11 protein-coding genes are annotated in these 16,242 nt (G+C 71.2%); 5 read left to right on the top strand and 6 right to left on the bottom strand.

Annotated elements, in window-relative coordinates:
• Positions 1–212: 212 nt before the first annotated feature.
• Together CRP55_RS10635 and CRP55_RS10630 are read right to left on the bottom strand one after the other, a co-directional pair.
• Positions 213–4,628 carry a hypothetical protein gene (locus tag CRP55_RS10635; RefSeq protein WP_143234538.1) on the bottom strand — a complete coding sequence of 1,472 codons (4,416 nt, stop codon included), beginning with the start codon at positions 4,626–4,628 and terminating at the stop codon, positions 213–215.
• A 138-nt stretch (positions 4,629–4,766) separates the two neighbouring features.
• Complete coding sequence (locus tag CRP55_RS10630) at positions 4,767–6,404, bottom strand: copper resistance CopC/CopD family protein (RefSeq protein WP_097319574.1); 1,638 nt, start codon at positions 6,402–6,404, stop codon at positions 4,767–4,769.
• 121 nt (positions 6,405–6,525) lie between these two features.
• Here CRP55_RS10630 and CRP55_RS10625 point away from each other — a divergent pair, with 121 nt between their 5' ends.
• The 5 genes from CRP55_RS10625 (at position 6,526) to bcp (ending at position 9,836) form a co-directional block, all read left to right on the top strand.
• On the top strand, positions 6,526–7,062 hold the full coding sequence (locus tag CRP55_RS10625; protein ID WP_097319572.1) for a sigma-70 family RNA polymerase sigma factor: 537 nt from the start codon (positions 6,526–6,528) through the stop codon (positions 7,060–7,062).
• Positions 7,063–7,139: 77 nt separating this feature from the next.
• Positions 7,140–7,637: a DoxX family protein gene (locus tag CRP55_RS10620; protein ID WP_097319893.1), complete on the top strand. Its 498-nt coding sequence runs from the start codon at positions 7,140–7,142 to the stop codon at positions 7,635–7,637.
• The gene (locus tag CRP55_RS10615; RefSeq protein WP_097319571.1) at positions 7,634–8,386 is read left to right on the top strand and encodes a DsbA family protein; all 753 of its coding nucleotides are present in this window, start codon (positions 7,634–7,636) and stop codon (positions 8,384–8,386) included. Before CRP55_RS10620 ends, CRP55_RS10615 begins: the two co-directional genes overlap by 4 nt.
• A complete protein-coding gene (locus tag CRP55_RS10610; protein WP_179855116.1) occupies positions 8,383–9,369 on the top strand; it encodes a hypothetical protein in 987 nt (328 codons plus the stop codon). Before CRP55_RS10615 ends, CRP55_RS10610 begins: the two co-directional genes overlap by 4 nt.
• Complete coding sequence (gene bcp / locus CRP55_RS10605) at positions 9,366–9,836, top strand: thioredoxin-dependent thiol peroxidase (protein WP_097319566.1); 471 nt, start codon at positions 9,366–9,368, stop codon at positions 9,834–9,836. Before CRP55_RS10610 ends, bcp begins: the two co-directional genes overlap by 4 nt.
• 119 nt (positions 9,837–9,955) lie before the next feature.
• On the opposite strand, the gene CRP55_RS10600 is transcribed toward bcp, so the two are convergent.
• Genes CRP55_RS10600 through CRP55_RS10585 form a run of 4 tightly spaced genes read right to left on the bottom strand, consistent with a single transcriptional unit; the run spans position 9,956 to position 16,236 of the window.
• Entirely contained in the window at positions 9,956–11,239 is a 1,284-nt protein-coding gene (locus CRP55_RS10600) for an APC family permease (RefSeq protein ID WP_097319564.1), read from the bottom strand.
• A 29-nt stretch (positions 11,240–11,268) separates the two neighbouring features.
• Positions 11,269–12,270, bottom strand: a complete 1,002-nt coding sequence (argF, locus tag CRP55_RS10595) for an ornithine carbamoyltransferase (RefSeq protein WP_097319562.1) — start codon at positions 12,268–12,270, stop codon at positions 11,269–11,271.
• A 19-nt stretch (positions 12,271–12,289) separates the two neighbouring features.
• Entirely contained in the window at positions 12,290–13,534 is a 1,245-nt protein-coding gene (locus CRP55_RS10590; protein ID WP_245922909.1) for an arginine deiminase, read from the bottom strand.
• An 11-nt stretch (positions 13,535–13,545) separates the two neighbouring features.
• On the bottom strand, positions 13,546–16,236 hold the full coding sequence (locus tag CRP55_RS10585) for a cation-translocating P-type ATPase (protein ID WP_218854297.1): 2,691 nt from the start codon (positions 16,234–16,236) through the stop codon (positions 13,546–13,548).
• Positions 16,237–16,242 lie beyond the last annotated feature (6 nt).

Raw genomic sequence — 16,242 nt, 5'->3', positions numbered from 1 at the left:
CGACAGGCACGATTGCCCGCTTTCGGGCGATGACTTCCCACATCGCCGCACCAAGGGCTAAACTGGTCTTAACGGACGAAGCCCCCCTTCGGTTACTCCGTTCCCCCGGTAAAGGGCCTTCCGCGTCGGCAGCGTGGAGGGCCCTTTCGGCCGTACGGGGCCCAGACGCGCCGAAGGCCGCTCCAGCGCGGAGCGGCCTTCGTGGCGGTGCGTCAGTCCTTGGCGGGCGGAGCCGGACGCCGTCGACGGGTCGACTCCGTATTCTCCGCCGGCTGCTCGTCGGTGGTCGCCGTGGTCCGGCGCCGGCGGCGCTGACCAGAGGCGGCGAGCAGCTCCGCGGCTTCCTTCTGATAGGCGGCCAGCCAGCCGGTCGGGGTGCCGCTGCGAGCCGGAATGGTGCCCGTGCTGGTCCGCACCGGAACATCCGGCTGCCGGGCCGGCTTGGCCTTGGCCGCCTTCGCCGCCTTCGCCTGCCCCGGCGTCTTGGCCGGCGCCGCCGGTTTCGCGGCCCCACTCGACCGGGCCGACGTGCTCTTGGCCGGAGCCGCTGCCTTCACGGCAGGCTTGGCCGACGACTTGGCGACCCGTGCCGGCGCCGCCTTACCGTTGGCGACCGGCTCCTCTTCGACATCAGCGGCCACCGACGGCTCCAGCTCCGGCGCTTTCGCCCGAACGGCGCGGCTCCGCGCCGTCTTCCCCGAAGCCCGTCCCGGCCGCCCGGTCACCCCTGGCTGCTCGGCCTCATCCCCGGCGTTCTCGGCTGCGGCCGCCGCCCGCGCCGCCACACTCTCCGCGGCCCGCCGCCAGGCAACCGGCGCCGGGCGGCCCGACCCGTTGCCCGGCAGCCGCCCGGCAAAGGTGGAAGGCATCCCACCTTCGACACGCCCTTGCGCCTGAGCAAGCAGACCACCCTCGACCTGCCGCCGCCCCAAACCCCGCATCTCTGCTCCCTCTGCCGCCGCACCTTCAGCGGCTTCCTCACCGGACGCTGCACTTTCAGCACCACCAGCCGCCGCAGCACTCGAGTCCCCGACCGGCTCGGGCACCGACCCGGCACCGGACTCCGCCAGCGGCTCGGCGGCCGGTTTCGTGACCGCACCGTCCGTGGACTGCGCGGCCGGTTCGGCGGGTGCCGCGGCCTCGGTGGCATTCGCTTCCGGCGACGGACGGGCCGATGCTTCCGGCGACGGACGGGCCGGTGAAGGAACGATCGGCCGCGACGGTGCGGGCGGCTGGGGCACGGCAGGCCTCGGCGGCGCCGGCGCTGTGGTTGCGGCAGGCTTCCCCTCGGACACGCCCTCGCGGCGCCCGTTCTCGGGCTGCTGCTCGTCGATGCCGTTCTCCGCGCCGCTCTCTGCACCGCTTTCCGCGCGGTTCTCCGCGCGGTTCTCCGCGCGGTTCTCCGCGCGGGGCGGGAAAACCGGCACCGGGCCCTGGCTTTCGCCGGTGGCCTCGGTGCCGGCCTCCACGGCCGGCCGGCCCCCACTGGCGGATGGGGTGGCCGACTCCGGGTAAAGCTTCGTGGGCTGCCCCCGCATCGGCTCGGCGGCCTGCTCGTCGTCGCGAGCCGTTCCGCCAGCGCTGCCTGACACAGCCGTTCCGGGCTCCGCGCGGAAGCTCTCCGCGTACTCACCCGAAGTCGTCACCTTCCCCAGCGAAGCCGGGTCAACCGCGACGACCGATTCAACATGTACGGCCGAATCGCCCCGAACGCCAGAATCGACACCCTCTCCGCGATCAACATCACTGCCGTGGTGAGCCCCGCCACCGACCGCTGAACCACCGTTCACTCCGCGGCTTCCCACCCCATCACGGTGAAGCGACCGAGCCACGTCAGCGGGTGAGGGCGCCCCAGCCGAACGACGGCTTCGGTCCGCGGTCGGTGCCACGTCCGGGGCGGAGCCGTCAGCCCCGAACCCGCCGGACGAAGAGATGGACCCGTTCGCCGCGAGTCCGGCGGGCGGCTCCACGTCGCGACCCGAGCCGCTGGCCACGAACCCAGCCGGCGCCTCCACGTCGCGACCCGAGCCGCTGGCCACGAACCCAGCCGGCGCCTCCACGTCGCGACCCGAGCCGCTGGCCACGAACCCAGCCGGCGCCTCCACGTCAGGACCCGAGCCGTTGGCCACGAACCCGGCGGGCGAGGGCGAAGGGCGACCGTTCGGAGAGGGCCGGCCGTTCGACGGGGACTGCCGGCCAACCCGCGGCGGCTGGGACCGCCGCAGGCCGGTCGCGGCCCAGTCGGTGGCCTTGGGCCCGGTAACCATGGAAACCCGCTGACCCGCCATGCGCGGATCACGTGACGCCTCCGAGCTCCCACTGGCGGCGCGGGCGGAGCTGGCCGCAAGGTCCCGATCGCCGACGGACCCGGCCATGCCCGCATCGACCTCCGACGGAGCTTCGCCCGCCGAGCCCGCCGCCTCACCGCGGAATGCCCGAGCATCCGCCGCGCCCGCCGCGTAGGCGGCCGCCACAGCATCGACGTCGATCGTCTCGTCCGCCCGCGCCGAACCGGTTGCCGACTCGAGATCGTCCCGCTCGGCCGAACCGACGTTCGCTCGTCCATGAGTGACCGGCCCAACGGCCTCGCCCGGCGCGCGATCGCCGCGGTCGGCCACCGACTCGGCCGACGCGACGGAACCGTCCGCCACGGACGCAACGTCAGGCGCCTGCTGCGCCGGTGACTCGGTCGGGGTGATGGAGGTGTCGGGTGTGGGAGCGGCTTCGGCCGGGTTTCGGGTTGGGCGCGGGGACGGCTTTGTTCCGGCGGGGCGGCGAGGCGGCGTAGCCGGACGTGGGCCGGAGTCCGCCGACGGGGGCGCGGTGGGAAGGTCGGCGCTGGTCATCAAGCGGGAACCGGCCGGTTCCGGGGTGGCCGTGGCCGGTGCTTCGGGGGCCGGGGCCGGCGAGGTGGTGTCCGGTGCGGGCGCCAGGTTGGAGGGTGCGTTCTCCATGGCGGCGGCTCGGCGGCGGGCGGCTTCGGCCACCCGGGCGGCGGCCTGGGCCTCGGCCTGGCGGGCCCGGGCGGGGGCGGTTTCGGCGACCCAGGCTCCTACCGCGGAGGCCCGGAACATCGGGATGTCGGTGGGGGCGGCCGCGTGGCGGCGGGCGGCTCGCTCGGGGCGACCGCCGAACAGTGGGTCGGGCATGCTGGGGGCGTCGCCCATCGGGAGCGAGACCGGGCCGGCGGCGGAGTGCGCGCCGATGTAGCTCAGCGGTTCGCCGGGGGCGGGTGTTCGCTGACCGTTCGGTCGCGGGGAACGCCCGGGAATCGCCGTGGCGGCCGCGTACTCGGCGGCCGAAGGCGGACCGTCCGGCTGACGTCCCTGCGGCGCCGACCCGGGCCCCGCCTGCGCCGGAGCACCGGCCGAGAGCGAAGCCGGCACACCGGCCGAGGACGAAAGCGGCACACCGGCCGAGGACGAAAGCGGCGCACCGGCCGAGGGTGAAGCCGTCGCAGCGGCGCCATCGGAAGGTGAAAGCGATCCCGTGGCCAAGGACGAAGCACCGGCCGAAGACGCCGCACGGTCGACGCCCGGTCCGGCGGCAAGAGGTCCTTCAGGCGAAGCGCTGGAAGCTGTCGTGCCGGAGTGGGAGGAAAGGGACGACGCCGACGGGCCGGTCGGAGAGACAGGCGCGGCGGCTGAAGCCGAGGAAAGGGTCGAAGCTGACGTGCCGGCTGGAGATATGGACGACGGGGAAAGGGACGACGCCGAGGGGCCCGCCGGGGAGAGTGGGGAGCCGGAGGCGGCGGGGCCGAGCGCCGGCCGGGCGCCGGCCATGGCCGGCTCGCCGGAGGGGGGCCAGTCGAGGGCCGGGGGCAGGGCCGCCGGGTGGCGCTTCTGGGCGTCGGCCAAGGTGCGGGGGCGGTGGGCGCCGCCGTGGCGGGGTGGGGTCAGGGCGGCCGTGGGCATGGGGGCGCCGATCGCCGCCATCAGGGCCGGGACCTGGCTGGGCTCCACCACGTAGACGATTTCGCGGCGGCGGGACGGCCAGGCCACGGTGATCAGGCCGACCATCAGCAGCAGGGTGCCCAAGGTCAGCAGGCCCCACGTGCTCGAGTTGAGCCAGCCGGGGCGGATCTCGGCCGTGGCCGTCAACTGCAGGCCGGGCTGGGCCGTCGGTGTCATCACGACCAGGCTGTACGGGCCGCCGGTCACGTCGCCGGGTGTCCAGGAGACCTGGCCCAGGCCGCTCCTGGTCCAGAAGTCGTTGCGCGTGGGGGGCGTGGCCGGGGCCGTACGGCCGCGGTTGAAGGTCGTCGCCACCGGAAGGGCTCCGGTGCCGATGTCGACCGTGCGGACGACCGAGAACGGCACGCCGCCCAGGTAGCGCTGCACCTCGGCCGTGGGCGCCAGGCCGACGAACGCCGGGCCGGCCTGGGTGTCGGCCCGCAGGCGCAGTTGTGTGTCGCCGATGCGGGTGAAGGACGCGTCCGCGCGCAGCAGGCGGTCGACGTCGGGGACGACGAACGCGTAGCCGGGTGTGGACAGCCGCTGCAGTTCGCCGCTGAAGGCGCCGCCGGGGTCGCGGTGTTGCATGGCGGCCCAGAGGCCGGCGCCGGCGAGCAGCGACGGCAGGCCGATGGCCAGCAGCAGCATCCCGAGGATGGTGCGGAACACCCGCATCAGCTTCTCCCCCTGTATCAGCACTAACTGCGCCGACCATACAGATCCAAATACCCCTAAAGTGGTCAAACAGCCGCGAATCACTAGCACGAAAAAGCCCGGCCCCCGGCAAAAGCGGGAACCGGGCCTGGGAAAACTTCAGTTGATGGTGGCCGTGGTGGTCAGTGTCGACTGGTCGATGTCGCTGGTCCGGGCCGTGATCTTGAAGGTCCACTCACCGGGCTGGGGCAGGGCGATGTCGCCGACCGCGTGGAAGTCGGTGATGCGCAGCAGCGGGATCTCGATCGCCTCGATGCCCTTCGCCGGGAGCGCCGCCGTCGCCTTCCACTCGACGACCGTCAGCGGCTTGTTGTCGGGCGTGAAGGCGTACAGGTGAATCGAATTGTTGCCGACCTGAGCCGGGAAGATGTCGATCTGCACGGCCATCTTCGGATCGGTGAGGGTCTTGGTCACCGTCGTGTTCGTGTCGGCCGACGACGCCGCCTCGGCCGTGCGCGGCGGCGAGATCTGCACCAGGGCCGAGGTGACGCCGAGGATCACCGCGGTGATCGCCAGCTCGGCGATCACGATTTTGCGGAGGCCGCGCGGTTCGGTTTCGGCTGATTTCGACCGTACGAGTCGACGGGACCACCAGGCCACACCGAGCACCACGGCCGCGAGGCCCACCTTGACCAGAATCAATTGGCCGTACGTGCTGTCGACCAACCCCTTCAGCGATGCCACCTCGATCAGCGCCTGGACGACGCCCGCGATGATCAGCGCGCTCACCGCGGTGGCGGCCCAGCGCGACCAGATCGGCAGGATCGCGCCGAGCTCCCGCTCGTCGGCCTGCGGCAGCAGGAAGGCGACGAGCATGACCAGCCCGCCGAGCCAGACGGCCATCGCGGCCAGGTGGATCGCGTCGACCACGACCGACACGCCGGCCACCGGGGAGGCGGTCGGGTGGCCGGTCAGCGGCCAGGTGGCCAGCGCGGCCACGCCGAGCACCCCGAGCAGGGCCAGGTCGGCCTTGGACTCGTTGCCCCGGCCCTTCAGCAGCGGTCTGAGCAGCAGGGCGGCCGCGCAGACGACGCCGAGGCGCACCAGCATGACCGCGCCGAAGGTGCTGCCGAGCACGTCGCGCAGGTCGCCGACGCGCACGTCGAAGAGCGTGGAGCCGGTCGAGTACGGCGCCTGGAGCCAGAGCGCCATCAGCGTGCTCACGGTGATCAGCCCGACGCCGGTCCAGATCACCCGGGCCGGGCCGCGGCGGCTGAGCCGGTGCGGCCAGAGCAGCGCCAGCACCAGCACGGGACCCACGAGCAGCACCAGACCGGCGTACCCGAGGTATTTGCCGACCGGGATGAGGGCGCGGACGACCGGGTTGACCTTGGTCTCGTCGACCGTGGCCGAGGGCGGCGCCGAGGCAGCGCCGACCGAGAAGGTGATGCTGCCGCCGACCGGGTGGCTGTCGGCCGAGATGACGCGATAACTGACCAGGTACGTGCCGCGGCTGCCGCCCGAGCGCAGCGGGATCGTCACCGTACCGCCGTCGACGGTCGGCTCACCCTGGTCGGCCCGGCTGCTGTCCGGCGCCAGCACCTGGATCTTGCCGGAGAGCAGCTGGACGGACTCGCTGAAGGTCAGCGTCACCTTGTTCGGCGCGTCGGGCACGATCGTGCCGTTGGCGGGATCGCTGTTGACCAGGGCCGCGTGCGCGCTCGCGGGCGCGGCCGGCCCCAGCAGAACCGCGAAGAACCCGACCAGCAGACCGGCTAGAGCCCCGTACACGCGCATGCGCCGCCGATTAGTCACCCCGACATGCTGCCCGATCTCCACCTGAACGCCCACTGGGAGGTGGCGAAAACGGCGAACAGGCGGCAGTCGGCACACATCGATGAGCGCCTTTCCGCGTACGATGACCGCCATGGACGGCCTGGAGGAGACGACCGAGCTGGCCCGCGCCGGCGATCCCGCCGCCCAGGCGGCGTTCGTCCGCGCCACCCAGGCCGAGGTGTGGCGGTTCTGCGCGGCCCTCGTCGATCCCGGCGCCGCCGACGACCTCACCCAGGAGACGTTCCTGCGGGCCTTCAAGGCCCTCCCCGCGTTCGAGGGCCGCTCCAGCGTCCGCACCTGGCTGCTCGGCATCGCCCGCCGCACCTGCGCCGACCATCTGCGCGCGGTCGTGCGCCGGCGCCGCCTCGACGTGCGGCTGGCCGCGCAGGCCTGGACCGACCAGCCGTCGCCCGATCCGGCCCACCGGCTGAGCACGGCCGACCTTCTCAGCCGCCTGAGTGACGAGCGCCGCACCGCGTTCGTGCTCACACAGGTCCTTGGACTCTCCTACGCCGAAGCCGCGCAGGTGGAGGATGTTCCGGTGGGCACGATCCGCTCCCGGGTGGCCCGGGCCCGGGACGAGCTCGTGACCGCTGTGGCCGAGGCTCGCGCCGTCTAGTCAGCCTTTTCCCAGCGAAACCCCAGCAGAATGAGGGGAACCGGCGGGACAGTGGCATCGACTAAGTGGGCGTGACCATGGACTTGAAGCAGCAGCAGTCGACACGGCTGACGGCGGCATGGCCCTGGATCTCCACCCTCGCGCGACTCGGCCTGGCGGCGGTCTTCCTGATCTCCGGTGGGCTCAAGGTGACCGACCTGGCCGCCTCCGGCCGCGCCGTGAACGCGTACGACCTGATGTCTTGGGAAACCGCCAAGGTGGTCGGTGCCGTGCAGCCGTTCCTGGAGATCGCAGTGGGCTTGTTGCTGTTGATCGGCATAGCCACCCGGCTGAGCGCGGCCATCGCCGCCGTCCTGCTGGTGATCTTCATCGGCGGCATCATCTCCGCCTGGGCGCGGGGGCTGCAGATCGACTGTGGTTGCTTCAGCAAGGGCGGGGAGCTGACCGGAGGGCGGACCGCGGAGTACGGCCTGGACATCCTGCGCGACGTGGGTTTCCTCGTCCTGGCCGGGATCCTGCTGTGGAAACCGCGCTCCAAGTTCTCGGTCGACGGCCTTCTGTTGGGAGAGAGATGAGCAAGGGCGACAGAGACCGGAAGAGCGCGCAGGCGCGCAAGATCGTCGAGGCGCAGAAGGCGGCCGAGCGGCGCCGCAAGGTCACCATCTGGACGACCGTCGCGGTCGTCGCGGTGCTGGTGATCGCCGGTGGCATCGGCTGGGGCGTGCTGGCCAGCCAGAACAAGAAGACCGAGGCCTCGCAGGTGACCACGCCGAGCGTCGCGGTCGACGAGGGCACGGCCTTCGCCGTCGGCACGGGCCCGGTCACCGTGGACCTGTACGAGGACTTCATGTGCCCGATCTGCAACCAGTTCGAGCAGCAGACCGGCCCCACGATCAAGCAGATGGTGACCGACAAGCGGGTGACCGTGCGCTACCACCCGGTGGCCATCCTCGACGAGGCGTCGAACGGCACCAAATATTCGACCCGCTCCGGTGGCGCCGCCGCCGCGGCCGCCGTGGACGGCAAGTTCACCGAGTACCACGACGTGCTCTACGCGAACCAGCCCGAGGAGGGCAGCTCCGGCCTCACCGACGCCAAGCTGATCGAGCTGGGCAAGTCGGTCGGTCTCGGCGCGAGCTTCGAGACCGCCGTGAACGACAAGACGTACGACAACTGGATGACCAAGGTGACCGACACGTTCGCGTCGCGCGGCTTCAACGGCACGCCGACGATCGTCGTGAACGGCAAGCAGGTCGAGGGCCCGAACAACACGCTGCCCACGACGGCCGTCTTCGAGCAGGCCGTGCAGGCCGCCGAGGGGTGAAAAGACTCGCGTTGCTCGTGGCCGGCGTCTTTCTCCTGACGCCGGCCACGCCCGCGTTCGCGCATGCCGGCGACACGCCCGACGCCACGGCCTACCGGACGGCGATCACGGAGATCAGCACACCGGAGAAGGGCCTGAGCGTCCGTACGGTCGAGGCCGGGGCCCGGCTCGAGCTGAGCAACGAGACCGGCCACTCGGTCGAGGTGCTGGGCTACTCGGGCGAGCCGTACCTCGACGTCCGCCCCGACGGGACGTACCAGAACACGAGCTCCCCCGCCTCGTACATCAATGAGACCGTCACCGGCGACACGCCCGTCCCGGCGTACGCCAATCCCGCCTCGGCCCCCACCTGGCGCAAGATCTCCAATTCGACCACCGTGCGCTGGCACGATCAGCGCACCCATTGGCTCAGCCCCGGTCTGCCGCCGCAGGCGCAGGCCGATCCCTCCCGCGCCCATCGCCTGCGCGACTGGGTGGTGCCGCTGCGCGAGCAGGTCCGCCCGTTCGAGCTGCGCGGCACCCTCGACTGGGAGCCGCCGCCGCGGGCCTGGCTCTGGTGGCTCGGCGCCGGCCTCGTGGGCCTGGCCACGGTGGCCCTGGCCCGTCGCTGGTCCGGGTCCGTGCGGCCACTCGCGCTGATCGCGGGTTTGAGTCCTTTGGTGTACGCCTCGACGACCGCGCTCGACGGCGGCAGCCCGTCGCCGGTCCTGGTGCTGGCCGGGCTCATCGGGGTGGCCGCCGCCTATCGCCATCCGCCCTTCTTCCTGGCCCTGGCCGGGGCGGTGGTGGCGCTGTTCGGCGGCTTCAACTCGACCGGGGTGTTCGACGCGGCCGTGTTGCCGGCGGCCGGGCCGGGTTTCCTCTCACGCGCCGCCGTGGCCGTGGCGATCGGCGCCGGGGCGGGACTGGCCCTCACCGGCGTTCTGCGGCTGCGTGCCGCCTTGCCGGCGGCGCAACCCGACCGGACTATCGTCGCAGCATGACTGACCGACTCTCCGCCGGCGACGCCGCACCCGAGTTCTCGCTGCCGACCGACAACGGCGACCGGCTGACCCTGTCCGACCTGCGCGGGCGCAAGGTCATCCTGTATGTCTACCCGGCCGCCATGACCCCCGGCTGCACCACGCAGGCGTGCGATTTCCGCGACTCGCTGGGCTCGCTGCAGGCGGCCGGCTACGAGGTCGTCGGCATCTCCCCCGACAAGCCCGAGAAGCTGGCCAAGTTCCGCGAGCGCGACGCGATCACTTTTCCGCTGATCAGCGACGAGGACAAGAGCGTTCTGACCGCGTACGGCGCTTTCGGCGAGAAGATGAACTACGGCAAGAAGGTCATGGGCGTGATCCGCTCCACGTTCGTGATCGACGAGGACGGCAAGATCGAGCGCGCGCTCTACAACGTGAAGGCCACAGGCCACGTCGCCAAGCTCCGCCGCGATCTCGGCATCGACTGAGAAATCCTTCAGTCTTGCAACTTCTTGCCGATGCTTGAGGGCGACCGGCCTGAGGTCCCCTGTCCCACGGCGGCTGTCACGCGGCTTTGATTCGCGAGGCGGCCGCCGTGCTGTATCTGTCACAAGGGCTGAGGTGCGGATCTACGGCGCCAGCTCAGGTCGATGACGATGCTCAGCACGAGCACGCCGGCCAGGGTGATGATCGAGGCCGGTTCGTGGATGAGCGTGGTGAAGATGAAGGTCAGCAACACCACGAGCGACGAGCCGATGGCGAGGGCGAGCACGCCGGCGTTGGCGCCCGTCTCGTGCCGCACCCGGAAATGGGCGGCGGTGATGAACGAGAAGATGAGCAGGGCGACCGCGCTGCCGATGGAGGCGATCGCGTCGAGGTCGAAGAAGGCGGCCAGCAGGATGCAGGCCGCGGCCTCGATCAGGAGGCCGGCCGAGGCCCGGCCGCCGACCATGCGCGCCATCAGGCCGGGGAAGAGCCCGGTCTCGGCGAGCCGGGCGGACAGACCGGACGCCGGGTAGAGGCCCGCGTTGGTGGCGCCGGCCGTGGCGAACAGGGCGGTGACGGCCATCAGCCAGTAGCCGGCGTCGCCGAGCGACGGCTGGGCGGCGACGGCCAGCGCGGTGCCGCCCGAGTCGATCACCTCGTTCACCGTCAGCGTGCCGAAGACGCCCAGCGCGATGGCGACGTAGATGACCGTCGCGATGGTCAGGGCGAGATACATGGCCTTGGGCAGTTGCCGCTCCGGCCGTTGCAGGTCCTTGGCGGTGAAGGTGATGATGCCGAAGCCGAGGAACGCGAAGAACGTGAGGGCGACGCTGGAGACGATGTCCCGGAACGACGGATAGCCGGAGAAGGCCAGCAGCGACGGGTCCATGTTGACGAGCGTGACCACGGCGAAGACGACCAGGATGCCCAGCACCACGTAGACGATGACGGTCTGCGCCCGGGCCACCAGCGCCGATCCGACGATGTTGACCGCGGTCATGATCACGATGATCAGGACGGCGAAGACCTTGGCCCAGGTGGCGTTCTCGTCGGCGAACATCGCGCTCGCGTAACCGCCGAAGGAGACGGCCACCATCGCGGTCACGATGGCGTTGGCCGCGTACGTGAGCCAGGCGGTGACCCCGGTGACGTGGCCCGGGCCGAAGCCCTTGGTCACGTACTCGAGCAGACCACCGGCCGACGGGTAGCGGGCGCCGAGCTTCGCGAACGAGTAGCCCTGCAGGGCCGCGATGACGCCGGCCAGGAGGAAGGACAGCCAGACGGCCGCGCCGGCCACTTCGCCGGCGGCGCCCAGGAGAGCGAAGATGCCGGCGCCGACCATCGCGCCGACGCCGATGAACGCCGCCTGCCGCACGCTCAGATACTTCGTCTCCGTGGACGTCATTGCTGCCGCCTCCTCCCGGCCGTGAGGGGTCAAGCGAGGGTGGCCACCAGGATGGCCTTGATGGTGTGCAGGCGGTTCTCCGCCTGATCGAAGACGATGCTGGCGGCCGACTGGAAGACCTCGTCGGTCACCTCGAGGCCGGAGGTCATGCCCGTGTGTTCCATGATCTCGGCGCCGACGATCGTGTTGGTGTCGTGGTACGCGGGCAGGCAGTGCATGAACTTGACCGCCGGGTTGCCGGTGCGCTGGAGCAGGCCGGCGTTCACCTGGTAGGGCGCGAGCTGCCGGACCCGGTCGGTCCAGACGTCCTTGGACTCGCCCATCGAGACCCAGACGTCGGTGTGGATGAAGTCGACGCCGTTGACCGCGCCCGACACGTCGTCGGTGACGCTGATCCGGGCCCCGGTGGTGCGGGCGATGTCCTCGGCCAGGTCGACCACGTCCTTGGGCGGGTGCAGGTCGGCCGGGCCGGCGAGCCGCACGTCGCTGCCCATGAGCGCGCCCATGACCAGCAGGGAGCGGCCCATGTTGAAGCGGCAGTCGCCGACGTACGCGTAGCGCAGCGCGTCGTACGGCTTGTTGCTCGCCTCGTGCATGGTCAGGAAGTCGGCCAGCATCTGGGTGGGGTGCCACTCGTTCGTCAGTCCATTGTAGACCGGGACGCCGGCGTGCTCGGCCAGCGCCTCGACGTCGGTCTGCGCGTTGCCGCGGAACTCGATGGCGTCGTAGATGCGGCCGAGCACGGCCGCGGTGTCGGCGATGGACTCCTTGTGGCCCAGCTGCGACCCGGAGGGGTCGAGATAGGTCACGTGCGCGCCCTGGTCGTACGCGGAGACCTCGAAGGAGGACCGGGTACGGGTGGACGACTTCTCGAAGATGAGTGCGATCTCCTTGCCCTCGAGCCGCTTGACCTCGGTGCCGGCGTATTTCGCCAGCTTGAGCGCCTCGGCGAGCTTCAGCAGGTAGCGGAGCTCGGCCGGCTCGAAGTCGATCTCCTTGAGGAAGTTGCGGTTCTTCAGGTTGAACGCCATGGAACAGCTCCCGATCGGATCAGAACGCGGGGTCCCGCTGGAGGGGACAGGTCATGCAGTGCGAGCCGCCACGACCGCGGCCCAGTTCGAACCCCTCGATGGGGATCACCTCGATGCCGGCCTTGCGCAGCGCGGCGTTGGTGCTGGTGTTGCGCTCGTAGCCGACGACGACGCCCGGTTCCAGGGCGACCACGTTGTTGCCGTCGTCCCACTGCTCGCGCTCGGCGCCGAAGGTGTCGCCGCCGGTCTCGATGACCCGCATGTCGCCGACGCCGAGGACCGACGCCATGACCTGGGGCAGCGAGCCGTCCCGGCGCTCGACGACCAGGTCGTCGGGGTTGTCGCCGGGCCGGATGGCCCAGATCTTGGCACCGTTCACCACCTGCGGGAAGGCGGTCACGACGTCGCGGTCGCACATGGTGATGACCGTGTCGAGGTGCATGTAGCTGCGCGACTTCGGCAGCAGCACCGCCAGCACGACTTGGGCCGAGCCAGCCCGGAACAGCGAACGGGCGATCCAGAGCACGGCCTGCGGGGTGGTGCGTTCGCCCATACCGATCATCACGGCCCCGTTGCCGATCGGCTGGACGTCGCCGCCCTCGACATGGGACCGGCCCCAGTCCTCGTCGGCGCCGCCCAGCCAGGTCGAGAACTTCTCGGCGGTGAACATCGGGTGGAAGCGGTAGATCGTCTCCATGATCATGGTTTCCGGCTTGCGGGCCGGCTTGGTCATGGGGTTGAGGGTGACGCCGTCGTAGATCCAGCAGGACGGGTCACGCTGGAACAGGAAGTTCGGCAGCGGGGGCAGCAACATCGTCGTCGACGCGGCCGACTCCCACACCAGGCCCAGCGGCTGGGCCACGTCGGCCTTGGTGATCCCGCCGATCAGGAAGTCCGCGACCAGCTTGGGCGCGGCCTCGCCGACCCATTCGCGGGCGCGCGCGGCGGCCGTGATGCCGACCTCGCGCTCGTTCAGGATGTGGCCGCTGACCCAGTCCTTGGCCGCGGGCTCGGCCAGCGCCTCGGCCAGCAGGGTCTCGGCCTCGAAGACCTCGACGCCGCGGTCGCGCATCACGGCGCAGAACGCGTCGTGCTCTGCCTTGGCCCGGTCGACCCACAGCACGTCGTCGAACAGGAGCTCCTCCGCGTTCGACGGTGTGAGCCGCGTGTGCTCCAGCCCGGGCCGGTGCACCATCACCTTTCGTAGCTTGCCAACCTCGGAATGCACTCCTAGCGACATGCCGGTCAGTTTCGGCGTAGACACGAGGTCGCTCCTCATCTGTGACGAATGAATAGCTTGCGTAGCTCCTCGATCCACAGGACGGCCGAGCCGGCCGCCAAACAGATCGCGAACTGGGCGCCGGTCAGATGGGCGGCGTCGAAGAAGTCACCCAGCCAGTCGACCTTGACGATGGCGAGCTGGGCGAAGGCCACGACGATCACCGACGCCCACAGATAGCGGTTGGTGAAGAAGCCGGCGCCCAGGGCGGACGCGCGTTCCGTACGGGCGTTGAAGACGTTGAACAACTGGGCGAGCACGAAGGTGGTCCAGCCCATCGTGGCCGCGACCGCCGCGCCGTACATCTGATCGGCCCAAGCGGCCACGCCCAGCGTCGCGGCGCCCATGATCACCGCGAGCCAGAGCAGCACCCGCAACCGGGAACCGGGCAGGATCTGGGCCTTCTTGGGGCGGGGCGGATCGTCCATCACCCCGTCCCGGGGCTTGTCGACACCGAGCGCCAGCGCCGGCGGCCCGTCGCAGATGAGGTTCACCCACAGGATCTGGATCGTCGTGAACGGCGAGGCCAGCCCGAACAGCGCGCTGGTCAGCACCGTCATGATGGCGCTGAGGTTGGTCGCCAGCTGGAAGCGGACGAACTTCACGATGTTGTCGTAGATCGTGCGGCCCTCGCGGACCGCGGTGACGATCGTGGCGAAGTTGTCGTCCAACAGGATCATGTCGGCGGCTTCCTTGGTCACCTCGGTGCCGGTGATCCCCATGGCCACGCCGATGTCGGCCTGCTCCAGCGCGGGCGCGTCGTTCACGCCGTCGCCGGTCATCGACACGACCAGGTCGTGCGATTGCAGCGCCCGGACGATGCGCAGCTTGTGCTCGGGCGCGACCCGCGCGAACACGCCGATCTCGCGCACCCGCCGGGCCAGCTCCTCGTCGTCCATGTCCTCGAGGTCGGCCCCGCGGACCACGTCGCCGGTGATGCCCAGGGCGTCCGCGATGGCGTGCGCCGTCACCGGATGGTCCCCGGTGATCATCTTGATCCCGATGCCGGACCGGTGCGCGGCCGCGATCGCCTCGCCGGCCTCGGTGCGCGGTGGGTCCACGATGCCGACCAGGCCCAGGAAGGTCAGGTCGGTGGCGGCCCGGGCCAGGTCGCCGTCGAGGTCGACGCTGTCGCGGGGCACCCAGCGGCCGGCCGCCGCCAGCACCCGCCGGCCGCGGGCGGCCAGCCGGTCGGCCGCCTCGCGGATCGCGGCCCGCCCGGCGTCGTCGAGCGGGCGCGGCTCACCGTCCCGGTCGGCCACGTGGTCGACCCGTTCGAGCACCGACTCGACGGCGCCCTTGACGCAGATGACGATCTCGCCCGGATGACCGCCGGAGCGGTCCTCGTGCAGGGTGGCCATGTATTTGGTGGTGGAGTCGAACGGCACCTCGCCCATCCGGGGAAAACGCTGCCGCGCCCCGGCCACGTCGATGTCGGCCTTGGCCGCCAGCACCACCAGCGCGCCCTCGGTCGGGTCGCCGATGCAGGCGCCGTCGCGGATGACGGCGTCGTTGCAGAGGGCCAGCGCCGCGGTGAGCTGGCGCAGCTCGGGCGGCCGGCCGTCGATGTGGGCGCCGCCGATCCGCCCGTCCGGCGAATAGCCCTGCCCGCTGACCGTCAGCTCCTCGTCGCCGCGGACGATGCTGCTCACGGTCATCTGATTGAGGGTCAGGGTGCCGGTCTTGTCGCTGCAGATGACCGAGGTGGAGCCCAGCGTCTCCACCGCGTGCAGGCGTTTGACCACCGCCCGGCGTTTGGCGAGCCGGCTCATGCCGACCGCGAGCGTCACCGTGACCGTGGCCGGCAGCGCCTCCGGGATGGCCGCGACGGCGAGCGCGATCGCGCCGACGATCAGCTCCTGGAACTCCTCGCCCTGGGCCAGCCCGATGATCAGGAGCACCACCACGGCGACGCCGGCGATCAGGGCCAGCCGGTGACCGAGCTGGGCCGTCTGCCGTTGCAGCGGCGTCGGCTCCGACTCCACTTCGGACATCAGCGTGGCCAGCTTGCCGATCTCGGTGTCCATGCCGGTCGCGGTGACCAGCAACTCGGCTCGCCCGGCGGTGATCGCGGTGTGGGTGAACGCCATGTCGGTGCGGTCGGCCAGCCCGGTGTCCGGGCCGACCGGGGCGATGCTCTTGTCGACCGGCACCGCCTCGCCGGTGAGGGCGGCCTCGGCCACCGCGAGCCGGAACGCCGCCGCCAACCGGCCGTCGGCCGGAACGGTGTCACCCGCCTCCAGCAGCACGACGTCGCCGGGCACGATCTGATCGGCCGGGATCTGGTGCACGCCGCCATCACGGCGCACCCGGGCCTGCGGCACGACGAGCGCCTCGATCGCGGCCAGCGACTGCTGCGCCTGCCGTTCCTGCCAGAAGCCGAGGATGCCGTTGAACGCCAGCAGCACGGCGATGAAGACGGCCTCCTCGATCTCGCCGATGACCAGCGACAGCACCGCGGCGCCGAACAGGATCAGGATCAGGCCGTCGGTGAACTGCCCCAGCAGCAGCCGCCACCAGGGCGGCGGCGGCGCCGAGCTCAGGGCGTTGGGCCCATAGCGGGCCTGCCGGGCGGTGACCTCGGCCGCGGACAGGCCCTGGCCGGTGTCGACCGTCAGCGCCCGCTCCACCTCGTCGACCGCCATGGCGTGCCACTCGGTGCCCCGCGCCTCCTGCGTGATCGCCATTCCGGC

The sequence above is a fragment of the Paractinoplanes atraurantiacus genome (assembly GCF_900215205.1).
Taxonomy (GTDB): Bacteria; Actinomycetota; Actinomycetes; order Mycobacteriales; family Micromonosporaceae; genus Actinoplanes; species Actinoplanes atraurantiacus.
This window is presented reverse-complemented; position numbering and strand designations above follow the sequence as displayed.

What these genes read in the sequence shown, in the direction of transcription:
- CRP55_RS10635 (WP_143234538.1), bottom strand. Translation starts at nt 4,628, where the DNA reads ATGCGGGTGTTCCGCACCATCCTCGGGATGCTGCTGCTGGCCATCGGC.
- CRP55_RS10630 (WP_097319574.1), bottom strand. Translation starts at nt 6,404, where the DNA reads ATGCGCGTGTACGGGGCTCTAGCCGGTCTGCTGGTCGGGTTCTTCGCG.
- CRP55_RS10625 (WP_097319572.1), top strand. Translation starts at nt 6,526, where the DNA reads ATGACCGCCATGGACGGCCTGGAGGAGACGACCGAGCTGGCCCGCGCC.
- CRP55_RS10620 (WP_097319893.1), top strand. Translation starts at nt 7,140, where the DNA reads ATGGACTTGAAGCAGCAGCAGTCGACACGGCTGACGGCGGCATGGCCC.
- CRP55_RS10615 (WP_097319571.1), top strand. Translation starts at nt 7,634, where the DNA reads ATGAGCAAGGGCGACAGAGACCGGAAGAGCGCGCAGGCGCGCAAGATC.
- bcp (WP_097319566.1), top strand. Translation starts at nt 9,366, where the DNA reads ATGACTGACCGACTCTCCGCCGGCGACGCCGCACCCGAGTTCTCGCTG.
- CRP55_RS10600 (WP_097319564.1), bottom strand. Translation starts at nt 11,239, where the DNA reads ATGACGTCCACGGAGACGAAGTATCTGAGCGTGCGGCAGGCGGCGTTC.
- argF (WP_097319562.1), bottom strand. Translation starts at nt 12,270, where the DNA reads ATGGCGTTCAACCTGAAGAACCGCAACTTCCTCAAGGAGATCGACTTC.
- CRP55_RS10585 (WP_218854297.1), bottom strand. Translation starts at nt 16,236, where the DNA reads ATGGCGATCACGCAGGAGGCGCGGGGCACCGAGTGGCACGCCATGGCG.